The organism is Paenibacillus silvestris (genome assembly GCF_009882985.1).
Lineage (GTDB): Bacteria > Bacillota > Bacilli > Paenibacillales > NBRC-103111 > Paenibacillus_E > Paenibacillus_E silvestris.
This window is the reverse complement of record NZ_WTUZ01000021.1, coordinates 64,139-78,983: the sequence shown is the minus strand read 5'-3', so window position 1 is coordinate 78,983 and position 14,845 is coordinate 64,139. Positions and strand designations below refer to the sequence as shown.

15 protein-coding genes are annotated in these 14,845 nt (G+C 46.7%); 8 read left to right on the top strand and 7 right to left on the bottom strand.

The window, feature by feature from the left end:
- Positions 1-16 precede the first annotated feature (16 nt).
- A complete protein-coding gene (locus GQF01_RS18925; protein WP_161408544.1) occupies positions 17-895 on the bottom strand; it encodes an NAD(P)-dependent oxidoreductase in 879 nt (292 codons plus the stop codon).
- A gap of 187 nt (positions 896-1,082) precedes the next feature.
- On the opposite strand from GQF01_RS18925, the gene GQF01_RS18920 reads away from it, so the two are divergent.
- From GQF01_RS18920 to GQF01_RS18910, 3 genes are read left to right on the top strand one after another with little or no spacing between them, the layout of a single operon-like run.
- The gene (locus GQF01_RS18920; RefSeq protein ID WP_161408543.1) at positions 1,083-1,412 is read left to right on the top strand and encodes a PadR family transcriptional regulator; all 330 of its coding nucleotides are present in this window, start codon (positions 1,083-1,085) and stop codon (positions 1,410-1,412) included.
- A 17-nt stretch (positions 1,413-1,429) separates the two neighbouring features.
- Positions 1,430-2,146, top strand: a complete 717-nt coding sequence (locus GQF01_RS18915) for a pentapeptide repeat-containing protein (protein WP_161408306.1) — start codon at positions 1,430-1,432, stop codon at positions 2,144-2,146.
- A gap of 25 nt (positions 2,147-2,171) precedes the next feature.
- Positions 2,172-3,698 carry an MDR family MFS transporter gene (locus GQF01_RS18910; protein ID WP_161408305.1) on the top strand — a complete coding sequence of 509 codons (1,527 nt, stop codon included), beginning with the start codon at positions 2,172-2,174 and terminating at the stop codon, positions 3,696-3,698.
- 318 nt (positions 3,699-4,016) lie between these two features.
- Here GQF01_RS18910 and GQF01_RS18905 read toward each other — a convergent pair whose 3' ends face one another.
- A complete protein-coding gene (locus GQF01_RS18905; RefSeq protein ID WP_161408304.1) occupies positions 4,017-7,160 on the bottom strand; it encodes a glycoside hydrolase family 2 TIM barrel-domain containing protein in 3,144 nt (1,047 codons plus the stop codon).
- Positions 7,161-7,295: 135 nt separating this feature from the next.
- Between GQF01_RS18905 and GQF01_RS18900 the strand changes: the two genes are divergently transcribed.
- Entirely contained in the window at positions 7,296-8,150 is an 855-nt protein-coding gene (locus GQF01_RS18900; protein WP_161408303.1) for an AraC family transcriptional regulator, read from the top strand.
- Positions 8,151-8,199: 49 nt separating this feature from the next.
- Here the strand turns inward: GQF01_RS18900 and GQF01_RS18895 are convergent, their stop codons facing one another.
- Positions 8,200-8,490, bottom strand: coding sequence for a hypothetical protein (locus GQF01_RS18895; RefSeq protein ID WP_161408302.1), 291 nt, complete (start codon positions 8,488-8,490; stop codon positions 8,200-8,202).
- A gap of 168 nt (positions 8,491-8,658) precedes the next feature.
- On the opposite strand from GQF01_RS18895, the gene GQF01_RS18890 reads away from it, so the two are divergent.
- Positions 8,659-9,246: a 50S ribosomal protein L25 gene (locus GQF01_RS18890; RefSeq protein ID WP_161408301.1), complete on the top strand. Its 588-nt coding sequence runs from the start codon at positions 8,659-8,661 to the stop codon at positions 9,244-9,246.
- A gap of 71 nt (positions 9,247-9,317) precedes the next feature.
- Here GQF01_RS18890 and GQF01_RS18885 read toward each other — a convergent pair whose 3' ends face one another.
- Together GQF01_RS18885 and GQF01_RS18880 are read right to left on the bottom strand one after the other, a co-directional pair.
- On the bottom strand, positions 9,318-9,527 hold the full coding sequence (locus tag GQF01_RS18885) for a hypothetical protein (protein WP_161408300.1): 210 nt from the start codon (positions 9,525-9,527) through the stop codon (positions 9,318-9,320).
- A gap of 61 nt (positions 9,528-9,588) precedes the next feature.
- Positions 9,589-9,777, bottom strand: a complete 189-nt coding sequence (locus tag GQF01_RS18880) for a hypothetical protein (RefSeq protein ID WP_161408299.1) — start codon at positions 9,775-9,777, stop codon at positions 9,589-9,591.
- A gap of 194 nt (positions 9,778-9,971) precedes the next feature.
- Here GQF01_RS18880 and GQF01_RS18875 point away from each other — a divergent pair, with 194 nt between their 5' ends.
- The 3 genes from GQF01_RS18875 to GQF01_RS18865 all read left to right on the top strand — a co-directional run bounded on the left by GQF01_RS18875 (position 9,972) and on the right by GQF01_RS18865 (position 12,297).
- On the top strand, positions 9,972-10,562 hold the full coding sequence (locus tag GQF01_RS18875) for a TetR/AcrR family transcriptional regulator (RefSeq protein ID WP_161408298.1): 591 nt from the start codon (positions 9,972-9,974) through the stop codon (positions 10,560-10,562).
- A gap of 13 nt (positions 10,563-10,575) precedes the next feature.
- On the top strand, positions 10,576-11,010 hold the full coding sequence (locus GQF01_RS18870; protein WP_161408297.1) for a DoxX family protein: 435 nt from the start codon (positions 10,576-10,578) through the stop codon (positions 11,008-11,010).
- 384 nt (positions 11,011-11,394) lie between these two features.
- Positions 11,395-12,297, top strand: a complete 903-nt coding sequence (locus GQF01_RS18865) for an AraC family transcriptional regulator (RefSeq protein ID WP_161408296.1) — start codon at positions 11,395-11,397, stop codon at positions 12,295-12,297.
- Between the two features lie 110 nt (positions 12,298-12,407).
- Here GQF01_RS18865 and GQF01_RS18860 read toward each other — a convergent pair whose 3' ends face one another.
- Positions 12,408-13,451, bottom strand: coding sequence for a glycoside hydrolase family 88 protein (locus tag GQF01_RS18860; RefSeq protein WP_235960024.1), 1,044 nt, complete (start codon positions 13,449-13,451; stop codon positions 12,408-12,410).
- 507 nt (positions 13,452-13,958) lie between these two features.
- The gene (locus GQF01_RS18855) at positions 13,959-14,840 is read right to left on the bottom strand and encodes a sugar phosphate isomerase/epimerase family protein (protein ID WP_161408541.1); all 882 of its coding nucleotides are present in this window, start codon (positions 14,838-14,840) and stop codon (positions 13,959-13,961) included.
- Positions 14,841-14,845 lie beyond the last annotated feature (5 nt).

Below are 14,845 nucleotides of genomic sequence, written 5' to 3'. Positions count from 1 at the left end.
TCCCGATTTTCGTCTATCAAAGTTTGCTTATCAGCTTATACAACGCGTGTGTTCCGCTGTCTTCTTCACCGCTGGCAGCCAGCTGCTCGTACAGCGATTTGGCCAAAGAAAGTCCTGGCAGCTTGGCATTCATTTCTTCAGCCGATTGAAGCGCGATTTTCATATCTTTAATAAAATGTTTCACATAAAAGCCAGGTGCGAAATTACCGGCAATCATCCGCGGAGCCAAATTGCTTAATGACCAACTGCCCGCTGCCCCTGATTCAATGCTTTTAAGCACCGTAGCTGGATCCAGTCCTGATTTTTCCGCATAAACAAGCGCTTCGACCACGCCCATCATATTGCTGGCAATGGCGATTTGGTTGCACATTTTGGTATGCTGACCTGCTCCCGCTTCCCCTTGATACACAATATTCGTGCCAATCTTCTCAAAGAGTGGCAAAACCGCGTCAAAAGCATCACGCGAGCCCCCCACCATGATGGATAGCCTGGCTTCTTTCGCCCCAACATCTCCGCCTGAAACAGGTGCATCCAGTGAGAATAACCCGCGGGAACGCGCTTCATTCTCAATTTGCTTGGCAAGCTTGGGAGAGGATGTTGTCATATCGATGACATAACTTCCTGGCTTGGCATTTTGCAAAATACCATTTTCGCCCAAATATACTTCTTCCACATCACTAGGGAAACCTACCATCGTAATAATCACATCGCACTGCCGAGCTAATTGACCAGGTGATTCCTGCCAATGTGCACCTTGATCCACGAGCTCCTGCGCTTTCGATCTTGTCCGATTATACAGATGAACTTGATACCCTGCCTTCATAAAATGTCCCGCCATACTTTTACCCATAACACCCGTACCTACAAGTCCTATTACGGTTTGCGCCGGATTCATTGCCACGATGAAAACCACCTTTCTAAATAAACACGTTCTTCCAACCGGATAATGCGAATTTTTCCCAATGCTACTTCTAAGTTATCATCCCTGTTCTGTGCGGTCAATGAAAGATGTGTATCATTCGTAGGACTACATTGACAGACAAAGTACTCTTGACTATAATGTAAATCAGGAGGTGAGGGTCATCTTTGACTTGAAAATAACATCTGATCTTATTCGTGGACATACAGATAGCATCATTCTTAAACTTTTGATGTCCGGCGATAAATACGGCTATGAAATTTCAAAGCTTGTGCAAGTAACTTCTGGTGGTGAATACGAGCTCAAAGAGGCTACGATGTATGCCAGTCTCAAACGTCTAGAGCAGGAAGAGAACATTACATCCTACTGGGGGGACGAGACACAAGGTGGCAGAAGAAAGTATTATCGGCTCACTGACAAAGGCAGGGAAACATTTGAGACAAACAAACGAAACTGGGAACATGCGAAAAACATACTCGATTTATTCCTATAAGAAAGGTGGAATCATCCTTGCCTACTAAACTTTCTGCTTATTTGGACGAAGTATTCTCCAATTACGAGGATTTAAAGCCAATTAGGGAGTTAAAAGAAGAGCTTTATCATGATTTAGAGGAAAGATTCAGTGATTTGCAAAAGGATGGCCTTGATGAGAAAGCTGCCTTTGAGCGAACGATCGCTTCCATTGGCGAAATCTCTGAGCTTATCGAAAGCATCCATGCAAATACAACGAAACTGCAGCAAATTGTTGGCCTCGATTTCTCCAAACAAAATTTGCAAAAGTCGGATTTGAAATCCACTCAAGTCCATGACGGGAAGTTTAATTACAGTAACCTGCTGGACTCCGATTTTAGCTATTCGGACTTAACGAACGCTTCTTTCAAATGCAGTAATTTAGATCGTTGTAATTTTGATGGCGCTAATTTGACCCATGCTAAGATTCAAAAGTCCAACCTGAAGGGAGCATCCTTTGAGAATTGCCTGTTTGACCACACAGACTTCAGCTCCTCGGAGTTAACAGGGGTATGTTTGGATAACCTAACTTTTACCGGAACTACGTTTCATCATACTGGTTTAAAAGGGACTTCTTTCCGCAATACCGTTTTTCAAAGCTGTTCGTTTAAAACGGATGTCAAAAAAGCGATTTTTGACGGGGCTAAGATGGATAAAGGCACCTATGCCTTATTAAAAGGCTTAAAAGCGAATCTCACTCATGTTACCATCATTTAATTAGAAAGCGGGGAACTTCAACTTCATGTCAACACAAACCAAAAATAAAGGAATAGGTATCGTACTTGCCGGTCTTCTGCTCGGTATTCTGATGGCAGCAATGGATAATACCATTGTAGCGACAGCTATGGGCACCATTGTTGGGGAATTAGGGGGATTGGACAAATTCGTGTGGGTCACTTCCGCCTATATGGTCGCGGAGATGGCCGGCATGCCGATTTTCGGGAAATTGTCCGATATGTATGGACGCAAAAAGTTTTTCATCTTCGGGATTGTCGTATTTATGCTTGGCTCCATTTTATGCGGAACGGCAAATTCCATTATTGAGCTCAGTATTTATCGCGCGATTCAAGGGATTGGCGGCGGTGCGCTGGTACCGATTGCTTTTACCATCATGTTCGATGCTGTACCGATTGAGAGCCGTGGCAAATTAGGCGGATTATTCGGCGCCGTTTTTGGTATGTCCAGTATTTTCGGCCCCTTGCTTGGCGCTTATATTACGGATTACGTAAATTGGAAATGGGTCTTCTACATTAACCTTCCTCTCGGTTTGATTGCCTTTATTTTTATCGCTTTCTTTTACCGTGAATCCGTTGAGCATTCGAAACAGAAGATCGATTGGTGGGGGGCAATGACACTTGTCGGGGCCATCGTCTCCCTTATGTTCGCGCTTGAATTAGGCGGCAAAAAATATGCTTGGGATTCATCGGTTATCCTCGGATTATTCGCACTATTCGCTGTGTTAACGATCATCTTCATTTTCGTAGAACGCCGCGCTGCCGAGCCGATTATCTCTTTTACTATGTTCAAAAGCCGATTGTATGCTTCCAGCAACGCCGTAGCTATTTTTAGCGGAGCTGCTTTTATTACAGCGTCTGTATATATCCCAATCTTTGTTCAAGGTGTGCTTGGCGGCACCGCGACCAACTCAGGCTTAGTTTTACTGCCTATGATGTTAGGTTCTGTCGTAACGGCAACAGGCGGCGGTTTCTTAATGACCAAAGTGAGCTATCGCGCCATTATGATTCCCACAACGCTTATTCTAGCTGGCGGAGTTGCCCTATTGACGACATTGACTCCTGAGACACCTCGCTGGCTCGTAACGATCTATATGATCATCGTCGGTCTAGGAATTGGTGCTTCCTTCTCTGTATTGAGTAATGCCGCAATCCATCTCTTCGATGCTAGACAACGCGGTTCAGCTTCTTCAACACTGAATTTCCTTCGTTCCTTAGGAATGACGCTCGGGATTACTGTATTTGGCATTATCCAAAGCCACGCATTCACTAAAAAGCTGACAGACGCTTTCGCCGGGCAAGGTGAAATGCCTGCAGGTATGGCTACGAGTGACCCTCATACCCTGCTTGATCCGACCAAACGTCTGGACATTCCGGGTCCTATTCTAGAAAAAATCTCAAGCGCGCTATCGTCTTCGATCGTTCTCACTTTCGCCTGGACCATTGTTCCGGCAGTGATTGCCTTCATTTGTGCCATCGCGATGAGCAAAGAAAAACTTGATCCCACGCAGGAACAAGGCGCGGTATCGCATTAAAAAGTCGTTGCAAAAAGCCGCTGGCCCCAAAGTCATTAGATGACGGAAGGGGCCAGCGGCTTTTTAAATTTTGGGGCAGCCTTTTTCAAATTAACGGGAATTACTACCGTTGTTTATTGCGGTAACGCTTCTCAAATGTGATTAACTGGAATTTATCCTGTTAATGGGACTATTGAGCCTGAGAAGCATGGGATTCAGCGCAAATAAATGGAGTTTTTCCAGTTAATTGGAAATCAAAGCCTGAATTCGCTTGAAATAACGGGAGGATTTCCAGTTGTTATGAATCGCGATTGCTTTGCATACTCCCTCTTTGGCAATTTAGATCCCTTTAAAGCTGAACGAATAGGCATACGTTCGATTGGCGAACAAGGTGAACTCCGGATGCGTACGTGCCCCCCAGCTATCATCTCCGCCAACGCCCATCTGCTTGTAATTCACGCGCAGCACCACTTTCTCGCTGACTGGCAGCTTATACGGATGGTCATGAGCTTCGAGTTCTGAAGGCGAATATGGCAGAGCATTCAATTCGACAGTCGGCAGCCCCGTAATACGAAGTCCACGGCCCTCGCTATCCGTTAATGTTGCTGAGCGGACATCCGTTTTGTTGCCGCATTCTTGCGGGCGCAAGTAAGGAACGAATTGCTCTTCCACGGTTCCGCTGTGCAGCGCCAGCTTCGCTCCTGTCGCTCTATCCCAATGATTTTCGTGCGGCCCGCGGCCATACCAGCTCAATTGCTGGAAGGAACCGTCTAGCTCCAGCATCATGCCGATTTCCGGAATTTCAGGTAGGTTTGCGCCTGGCACAAGCTCCATGCGCACCTCCACTTCCCCATTCGGCGATGCGGTGTACACTAATTTCACAGTTGAAGCCGGCGTTGTAGCAAGCTCATAATTAACGTGTACTTCTGCGCGACCATCGCTCGAAGACTTCACTTGCAAGGCTTGCAGCGTTCTCCCGCTGCCTGCTTCTTGCCATGGTGCGCATCGAATAGGATGTTTGTTGCCGCGGTCGTTGTCCGTGTAAGCGCGCCAGAAGTTAGGCGCTGGACCTGTCAGGAACAACTCGCTTCCTTCGTACTGGTAGGAAGTGATATTCCCGCTTGCAGCATCGAATTGAAGCGAGAAGTTGCTTCCTTTCAGTGTAATCGATTCAGACGTGGTGGCAATCTGCACACCGCTCAGCTCCGATATCGCTGCAGCAGATTCTGCTTGTGTGACCAAATCGCTAAGTGCCCACGCCTGACGGACAGGCAGCAAGAACTGCTCCCATGCGATCTCATGCCCTTGGGATGCCCATAAGGTATCTTCTTTCAATTGAAGGCTGATCGTGAGCACGAACTCATCATTCGGCCTAACAGCTTCATGCTGATCCAATTCAAGTTCAATAGTCGCCGTTTCACCAGGCTTCACACTGAATTGACCCTTCCTCGATTCGCCAGCAATGACGCCATTATGTTCAATCGTCCATATCCAATTGAACTCATTAAGATCTGTGAACAAGAATTGATTCGTTACAGCTACTTGACCTTTTGCCAAATCAACCGCTTTAATTTTCACATTTTCATAGCATTTCTTCACTTCATGGATTTTCGGAGATGGCGTACGATCGGCGAAAATTAACCCGTTACCACAGAAATTGCCATCATTCGGCGTATCCCCGAAATCACCGCCGTAAGCTTGATAAGTCACACCGTCAGGCGTAGTTGTCCGGATGGATTGATCGATCCAATCCCAAATAAAGCCGCCTTGGAGAACCGGATACTTATCAAACAGCTCCCAATATTTAAATAAATTACCGCAGGAATTTCCCATCGCATGGCTGTATTCACATAAAATGAACGGTTTCTTCGGTTTATTATTCGCATACTCTTCAATTTTTTCAATTTTGGAGTACATCTGACTTTCGATATCAGAGGACGCTTCTGAGCTCCGGCAGTGGAAGATCCCCTCGTAGTGAACAACCCTGGAAGGATCCGCCTCGCGAAGGAAATCATGCATTTTAATAAAATTATCGCCGCCCCATGACTCATTGCCGAGTGACCAAATCACGATCGAAGGATGATTCTTGTCTCGCTGCATCATAGAATTCGCGCGATCCAGAACGGCACCCGTCCATTCAGGTTTGCTGCCCGGTACTGTATCTCCTTCTTCCTCTTGGGCATATTCCCAAGATCCGTGCGTTTCAAGGTTCGTTTCATCAATCACATATAATCCATACTCATCACAAAGTTCGTACCAACGAGCATTGTTCGGATAATGGGACGTGCGCACGGCGTTGATATTAAATCGTTTCATCAGCAAAATATCAGCAAGCATGCTGTCGTTATCCACACTGCGGCCACGATCTGTGTCAAACTCATGGCGGTTGACGCCTTTGAAGACGATGCGCTCCCCGTTGATTTTCATCAATCCATCCTGGATTTCAAATTTACGGAAGCCTACTTTGCAGCTCTCTGTTTCCAGCAGAGCCCCACTCTCGTCCTTCAAGCTCAAAACCAGCGTATAGAGGTTAGGTTTTTCCGCGCTCCAAAGTGAAGGACTCTCCACTTTAACAGATAGCTCCACATCCTGCATCAGATTGCCGTTTAGATCAACTGTTGCGGATAAAGGGGCATTCCATAGCGGCTTTTGCTCTCTGTCATATAAAACAGCTTCTACACGGTGCGTTCCCGTTCCAAGGCCGTCATAATTCGTAACTTTCGCCTGAATGCGCAGTTCGGCGTGCTCGCAAGCCTCATCCAAGTCCGTCACCACTTTAAAATCCGCAATATGTGCGACAGGAGTGGCGTACAAGTAGACATCGCGGAAAATACCGCTTAACCGCCAGAAATCCTGATCCTCCAGCCAGCTTGCATCACTCCACCGATAAACCTCGACAGCTAACTTATTCTCGCCTTCAACTAAATAAGGCGTAATATCAAATTCCGCTGGTGTAAAGGAGTCTTGACTAAAGCCCACCAAATCACCGTTCACCCATACATAGAAAGCAGATTCTACGCCTTGAAAACTCAAGTAAACGGGCTGCTCCGCCCAAGATGCCGGAATCGTAAAGTTGCGGGAGTACGAGCCTACAGGGTTATACTTCACGGGTGCATAAGGAGGTTTCAAATCTTCGTGACCTACCCATGGATAGATGATATTCGTATATTGCGGAAAATCAAAGCCCTGCAGTTGCCAGTGGGATGGCACCGCAATGTTGGACCAGCTGCTGCAATCATAGTCGTTCTTATAGAACTCCTGCGGTCGTCCCTCTGCATTCTCAGCAAAATGAAACTTCCACGTGCCATTCAAAGATTGATAGGAGTCGGAGGCTTCTCGAGTTCCTGCAAGCGCTTCAGCTTCCGAGCGGAAAGGGATCAAAGTTGCATGCGCTTCCAGCCGGTTCAATTGAAAAATCTGCGGATTGTTATTCCATTCCGGGAAACCGTTCACAGGCGGTGTGTACACGTACTTATTAGCCATGGATTAGTACCTCACTTTATCGGTAGTGTATAACTATCATCAACGATGTCTTTATTGTAACTGACACCAATCTCTTTTAAAATATAAGATACTACGCATGGCATATTAAAAAATGAAAGAGATGGTTCATCTGACATGGCTATAGATTACAGGAAGTTTTTCGTCATCACCGAAACAGACCGTAAGCTGCCGCTGATCCTGGAAACGGTCGGCTATGAGAGTCAGCAGCTTTATTACAAGCGTGAGGATGGTTATCCCTGTTTTCACTGGCTGCAAACGATTGAAGGTGCCGGAGAGATTATTCTCGACAATCAATCGATCAAGCTTGGCGAGAATCAAGGCATGCTGCTTGCCGCGGGCGTTCCTCATGAGTATAAAGTTCTTTCCCCCAAATGGTCGACCTGGTACTTAACCTTTGACGGCGCACTCGCTGCTTCTATCGTTTATGCCCTGGAGTTCCCGTTATCCACCCAGATCAGCTGGGGAATAGATACTCCGCTCGCAAGCATCCACGAATACTTTTACGAGAAATATCGGTATAGCTATGACTTCACTGGCATGAATGGCTCACTAGAAGTTTATCAATTTCTCACTTTGCTCAAAAACCACGGAAACGTCAACAAAAGTGCCTCCCTCTCCCAGAGCCATGAACGATTATTACCGCTTTTATTTCAATTGGAGATAAACTTTGGTTCTCCCGATGTCGGTCTTACCTGGATGTCCAACGAGCTAGGCATCAGTCCGCAGCACCTCAATACGCTTTTCCGCAAAGCATTTGGCCTATCGCCCTATCAATATTTGCTGCAGCTTCGGCTTCAGAAGTCCAAAGAGCTCCTCATTACTGGGCATAACTTAACGGTTAAGCAGATCGCGGAAACAACCGGTTTTCTTGATGCTTCGCATTTTATTTCAACCTTTCGCAAATCCGTGGGTGTAACCCCTGACGTTTTCCGACATCAATATCCTATCAATGAAATAGAAAAAGGATAGAACGAGTCGCCTCGCCTATCCTCATAGGATACATCGCTTATTTGTGATTTTAATGATTAGGTACAAACTCACTATGAACCTCAATCAACTTTTGGACGAAAATCTCAAAATCATTTAGACTAGAAGAAAATTTGAAATCGGTTACACCAGTGTTGAAATCAATAACTGTGAGCGCCACGCGGTTCAAGGGGTATTCTGGGATCGGCTCAGAGGCAAGAGTAATACTTTTGAAAGGGTAAATAGATGTTTCACCATGTAAACGCAGCACAGTCAGATGATCATCTCTGAGCTCCAAAGAAATATGTTGATCAGAATCAGTGAAACTTTTCAGTGTACTCATCCTTTATCAATCCTCCTCTTGTCCTCTATTTTACTCTCAAATGGTAAGATAAAGAAGCCCAAAACAAAAAAAATCTTCCTATTTTTTTCCTGTTTCACTCTTCGAGTCAGCGGGTAAATGAGTGATAGGGCTTAACGCCGCTCTAACTACGCTACGGAGGTGCAGAACATGAGTACAACGATTTTACTATCTGAAAGAACAGGTCCTGTGAAGAAATTGAGAGAACAAGGTCAAGTTCCCGCTGTAGTTTACAGCTCTCGTATGGATTCCGAACACGTCACCGTCCCGGAAAAAGAAATCCGAGCATCACTGAAACGCAATCCGCATGCGATTCTGAAAGTAGCTTTGCCATCGAATTCAAAGGAATCTGTCATCATTCATCACGTCCAAAAGGACACGCTGACAGGTCAATTGCTGCATGTTGACTTTTTGCAAATTGATATGAAGGAAAAGCTAGATACAACCGTTGCAGTCCACTTCATTGGAGAGGCCAAAGGCACGAAGGAAGGCGGCATTCTCCAAGTGGAGACCCACGAAGTTCTGATACGCTGCATGCCTAACAAGCTGCCGGAGTCCCTGTCGCTCGACATAAGCAAACTAAGTATTGGTGAGCATCTCACCGCTTCTGACCTTAAAGTCCCCAAGAACGTTGAGGTTCTCTCCGATCCTGAGACTGTTCTTGTCACGATCCTCGGCACACAAAAGCTGGACACGACCCTCGAGTCGGATCCACAATTAGAAGCAGCGGCCGAATAAAACGTGTCTACGAAAAACAGACTCTGCGCATTAACTGTGCTAGAGTCTGTTTTTATTTGTTCGCGTTTCAACTACAGATAAGCTTTGCCATAAGCATGCTTCTGGCTGCTCATCACTTTCGAAACGATTAATTTATGTTTTTCGGCCCTAGCTACAATCACTTGCAAACTATTGCGTATTTCTATTGCTTCATCCAAATATTCCTTATCGCCAAACATCTCATAGAGCCTAATATAATCATTATACTCGTCCAACCATTGATCGAAGTAAGAAGATGTCATAATCTATCACTCCCTTAGGTCTATGATAGAGCATAAACATTAATTTTTTATTATAAATATATTAATTTTCTTCATCCTTTATGAAACCTGTTCCACAGATGATGATGATCGACACAAATAAAACCACCCCGAACGCATCCCACCACATACTTCCGGTAACGTTTGGAAGGCTCCCAATTGCTAGTATAAGTACAGGGCAGAACCACAGCATTTTTTCTAATTTACCACGAATTGCTTTTCGTCTTTGCAAGTTGTATGACCCCTATATGCTGCAGTATGTTGTTTAGACCTGACACCGTATACACTTCGGAGGTTGCATAACCTTTCTGTCCGTACAACACACTCAGAACTCTATCCAATTTGTGGGAAAAACATTTATTTACAAACCGATGGTCGGTATTTATAATGAAATTAGTACAGTGATTTGAAAAAGGAGCGAGGAAGTTGAAACAAGAGGAGCGCAGACAGCAAACAACGGGAGTTCTGCTGACATCAACGAAAGAGCTCATCCGCGAAAAAGGGTGCGAAGCGATCACCATGAAAGACATTATGGACCGGTCCGGTCTATCCAAAGGTGCTATTTTCCATTATGTGAAAAGTAAAGATGAAATCTTCGCCTGGGTGCTTCAGGAGCGGCTGGATGCCACGAATGAACGCTTTCAGGATGTTGTAAACCAAGGTGGCGCTACGTTCGAAGGCCCTATGGCGAAAATTCTGGAGAACCTCCGAGCACTGGATGATGCGCAGGAAGTGACCAACAAAGTACTGATTTACTTACTCGGAAAAGAAGATCAGCCAGCCGTTGCCGAAACGCTCAAGCTGTATTACGAGCGCTCCGTGCAAGTATCAAGAGAGTGGATTGTCACAGGCCAATCGCACGGCGTTATATCGGAATCGGTGGATGCCGGTAAAACAGCCGACCTGTTTGTTCTTCTTTCCCTCGGATTACGCGTCCGTTCTACAATTCCAATGGTGACTGCTCAGTTTCAAATGGAAGATATCGCCGGTATGATGACGCAATTACTTAAAAAATAAAGGAGGATTTCAAATGGTTCCTTTGTATGCTTTGATTGTTTCTTATTTGATATTTTGGGTGCTCGGACTGCTTGGTTTGTCTCATTTCCAAGGTTGGCATACGCCGCTGCAAGGAGCAGTTGCCGTCATGCTGCTTCTAACTGCCTCTGCTCATTGGGGAAAAAGAAGGCCAGACCTGATCCGCATGGTTCCCCCGGCTTTCCCGAGACCTGACTTCATTGTCACGGTCACGGGTTGGCTGGAGATTGCGGCTGCGATCGGCATCCTGTTTCCAGCTACTTCCCGCGCGGCCTCCATCTGCCTGATGGTGCTGCTCGTCGCGATGTTCCCGGCCAATGTGCGGGCGGCGCGCAACAAATTAACGATTGGCGGCTCGCCTACGCCTACACTGTTAGTCCGCTCGGTTTTGCAGGTTGTTTTTCTGGCTGCGATATATTTCGCGGGCTGACGCCAAGCGGCCCAGTTCCTCTGCAGCCTCCCCCATCTCCTGGTCGCCGCGTGCCCCAACGATGAGGCTCGCGGCGGTTGACTGGGGGTACGTAGACTCCGCCCATTTTTAACGGACCTCACAGCCGTTATTCGCACTAAATCGGGCAATTCTCAACTCTAACGGACCCCAGTGCCGTTATTTGGCTATTTCATAGCCATTTTTCACGCTATGATCGTGAATAACGGCTATGGCGTCCGTTAGATTTCGCAGAGCCATATTTCCTCCAAATAGCGGCCGCTCGGTCCGTTAGCTGAAATTCTGGAGTAACTAAAAAAAGCTTGTCTACTCACAAACCAATCTCGTATAGTAAGTGCAGTTAGTGAGAACAAGGAGGCGATATTCGTGAGCACAACGATTCCCGCAACAGTCCGTAATTACGCTATTGATGACTTTACGAATCATTTTCTGGCGAATTATCCTGTGCATTGCGAGCTCCGCAAGTCGCCGCTTCATCAACAGTTGCTGCATGCCCATAATGGTTACGAGTTTTATTTTGTACTCCAAGGGACAGGCTCTTACATTGCCGGCGATCAATTGTATCCACTCCATGCTGGTACACTGACAGTCATTCAACCAGGTGTCATTCATCGTCCTTATCATATGCTAGATCAGGACTTTCACAGATACGTCCTTTCCATCGATGAATCTTATATGGAGAGCATTCACACGCTTTGCCGAACCACAGACTTGTCGATCTCCGGATTTCTGCAAGCGATTCATCCCGAGTCGAGCCATCACTTCTTGTCTGTTCAACAGCTGGATCAGCTTCAAATGCTACTCGCTGAGTTGGAACAAACACTCAAGGACAAGAAGCAGCACTTCGAATTAAATGTGCTAAAATGTCTGGCAGAATTTTTCCTGCTGCTGCTTGGTTTACATCATGATGTTGCAAGCTCTCACAGGTCGGAAGATGAGCAGCTGATCGGTAATGTGCTCTCCTACTTGATTGCCCGATATCAAGAGGATTTGCATGTCGATGACCTGCTTGAGCTTTATCCCATTTCTCGCTCCAGATTGTTTAATTTGTTCAAAGAAACCACCGGAAGCACGATGAAACAGTTCCTCTCCGACTATCGATTGAACAAGGCGAAGCGACTGCTGGCAGAAACGGATCTCCCTGTCACCGAGGTTGCAGCAGCTACGGGCTTTGGTGATATTTCGCATTTTTTTAGTGTGTTCAAAAAAAGCACCGCCCTTACTCCCAAACAGTATCGCAAGGAAACAGTAAACAGTGCTCGAAATTGAAACAAGCCAGAAAGTCTGGATACCTTCTGGCTTGTTTATTCTATTGCAGTGTGCGAAGCAACAAGTGAGGAAGCTGCGCAATCAAATCCCGGTTCAAATTGCGAGTTGCTTTACTCTCCTAAATCCCGGCAGGTTTCTGCCAGCAGCATGAGCACAAGTCCTTGCCCGTACAATGTCGGATACTGAGGGATCTCTTGATAAGCTGCAATGCTTCTCATCACCGGCGTGCCTCCAGAAACGCCAGATACTACGCCATCCTCCGAAATGAAGGACAATACCGCAGCCAACGCTTGATCAGCAGCTGCCTGATTTCGGTCATCACGCGCGATGAGACCGAGGTCCATCGCCTTCCGAATGCCATAGCCGATTCCTGCACTGCCGGAAACCTCTCGGTAAAACTCCGGTTGATCCATCACCGTGCTCCACAAACCATCTTTTTGTTGGTAACCAATAAGACCGGTAATTAAGTGCTCATACCTCATTGTGAGTTCATCAGGAATAGGAACGAGGGGGGCGAGTTCCTTCACGATCAGCGGAATACCTGCCGCAACCCACGCGTTCGCTCGTGTCCAACGTGCAGCTGACATGTGGTCGGCGGAGTCGCAATTCCACCCATGAAACAGCACACCACTGCTCTTGTCTTGAAGCACGTTGAGATGAATAAGCACCTGTTCCAGCGCTTCCTCAGCATATTTCGTGCTCCTAACAAGCGAAGCAGTCCGGGCCAAGAACAATACGGCCATAAAAATCGTATCTGCCCACACCTGCTCGGAGAATACCGCATTTTCCGTCACCGTGTGCTCAAAGGCCCTCTCTCGCGTACGAGGTGCTTCGTTAATCATCCACTCAGCGATCCGAATCGCTTCATCCCTGTACCATACGTCATCCTGAAGCCGGCTCAGGGCAGGAAAAATGGCGAACGGGGCAATGGAATTAATAACCTTCGTCCCTTTCGCCTTTTCTTTATTTTGTTCGACCCAACCTTGCAGATAAAACAGCACTTCGGGATTACCCGCAGCTTCATAATAGTCAAGCATGGCGATCAAACCAACTCCTGGCACCCAGTCCCAGTGCCCAATGTCCATGCCCCAATTCCCGCTGTGATCTCGTATCATTTGCTGCCATATCTTTTGTGCCGTCTTTGCGTTTGTCAAAAAATTCAGCTCCTTTTATAGACACAAGCCCATATGATTTGTCGTTTATAGAATCACTTTACCATCTATGAACGTATAAGCGCGTGGGCTCCTGTCTTTAAAAAGTGGGGAAAAGTCCAGAGGTCACCGAATCCCTTCTAATTGTCGATAGGGCTGCGGGCGGCGCTTTCAGAGCTGTCCATTGGACGAAATCCAATGAACACTGTAATTTAATGGTTCGATTAGCGATCTCATTGGATGAAATCCAATAAGATCAGTGAATCGTAGTGCTTAAGCGCCAAATATTACGGTTCCATTGGAATTCATCCAATGAAATAGGTAAATTAGGTGTGCAATTGGCGTTTTATTGGATTTTATCCAACGGGGCTCCGCTCCGCTGCTCCCAACGCCGTAACGTTGTTTTCCACCGCTAACTTGTGCGGCTGGCTCCCGCGGTTAGCCCCAGATCGTCCCCCCAAACAAAAATAAAAAAGACCGAGGATAAAATCATATCCTCAGTCCCATCTTTTATGATTGATATTTGCGTATAAATGCAATCGCGCTTGCGATATCCTTCTCCGGCTGCTCCCCAACTTCGCGTTCGATCGTCAAGTAACCTTTGTAACCAATGTCACGCAGCGTTTGGAAGTATCGCGGAAAATCAACATGCCCTTCACCCAGCGCAAGCTCGCGGTAATTCGCTCCAGACGTCGCAGACTCCGCAATTTGCTCATGACTCATGGGCTTGTATCCTAGGGAGCCGTACACTTCGCGCGGATCTACCTGACGAAGGCGAATGCCGTCTTTTACATGCGTATGGACGATATAATCCTTCAGCGTGATAATGCCTTGAACAGGATCATCACCTGTGACCATGACCATATTGGCAGGGTCGAAGTTAACCGAAACTCCGTTGGTAGACAAGGAATCCAGGAAGCTTTTCAAATGCGCAGCTGGCTCTGGCCCCGTTTCGATGGCAAAATAAGCGTCTAAGCTTTTGGCGTATACCCCTAATTCCTCACACGCCTGATGCATCGTTTCATAGATCGGATCGTTCGTTTGCTCAGGCACAACACCGATATGCGTTGTAACTACCTTAGTGCCAAGCTCAACAGCAAGGTCTAGAATCCGCTTCGACTTCTCGATTTTCTCCGCATTCACAGTCGCATCCTGGAAACCGTGACCGCCCAAATCCCCGCACAAGGCTGAGATTTCAAGACCCAGTGACGCAATATAGTCTTTCAGCTCCTTGCGTGCTCCGGGTGATAGATTCGCCGGATCCATCTCGCCGGAGACCGCATAAATCTGCACGCCGTCTGCACCGAGCTCCTTCGCCTTCTTCAAACCGTCCCGCACGCCAAGTCGGAGACTGTCCACCATAATACCAATTGGATTCATTCGAATTGTCAACACCT

Bases quoted from the DNA above. Each gene is read 5' to 3' on its own strand.
- GQF01_RS18925 (WP_161408544.1), bottom strand. From the start codon at position 895: ATGAATCCGGCGCAAACCGTAATAGGACTTGTAGGTACGGGTGTTATG.
- GQF01_RS18910 (WP_161408305.1), top strand. From the start codon at position 2,172: ATGTCAACACAAACCAAAAATAAAGGAATAGGTATCGTACTTGCCGGT.
- GQF01_RS18905 (WP_161408304.1), bottom strand. From the start codon at position 7,160: ATGGCTAATAAGTACGTGTACACACCGCCTGTGAACGGTTTCCCGGAA.
- GQF01_RS18900 (WP_161408303.1), top strand. From the start codon at position 7,296: ATGGCTATAGATTACAGGAAGTTTTTCGTCATCACCGAAACAGACCGT.
- GQF01_RS18895 (WP_161408302.1), bottom strand. From the start codon at position 8,490: ATGAGTACACTGAAAAGTTTCACTGATTCTGATCAACATATTTCTTTG.
- GQF01_RS18890 (WP_161408301.1), top strand. From the start codon at position 8,659: ATGAGTACAACGATTTTACTATCTGAAAGAACAGGTCCTGTGAAGAAA.
- GQF01_RS18885 (WP_161408300.1), bottom strand. From the start codon at position 9,527: ATGACATCTTCTTACTTCGATCAATGGTTGGACGAGTATAATGATTAT.
- GQF01_RS18870 (WP_161408297.1), top strand. From the start codon at position 10,576: ATGGTTCCTTTGTATGCTTTGATTGTTTCTTATTTGATATTTTGGGTG.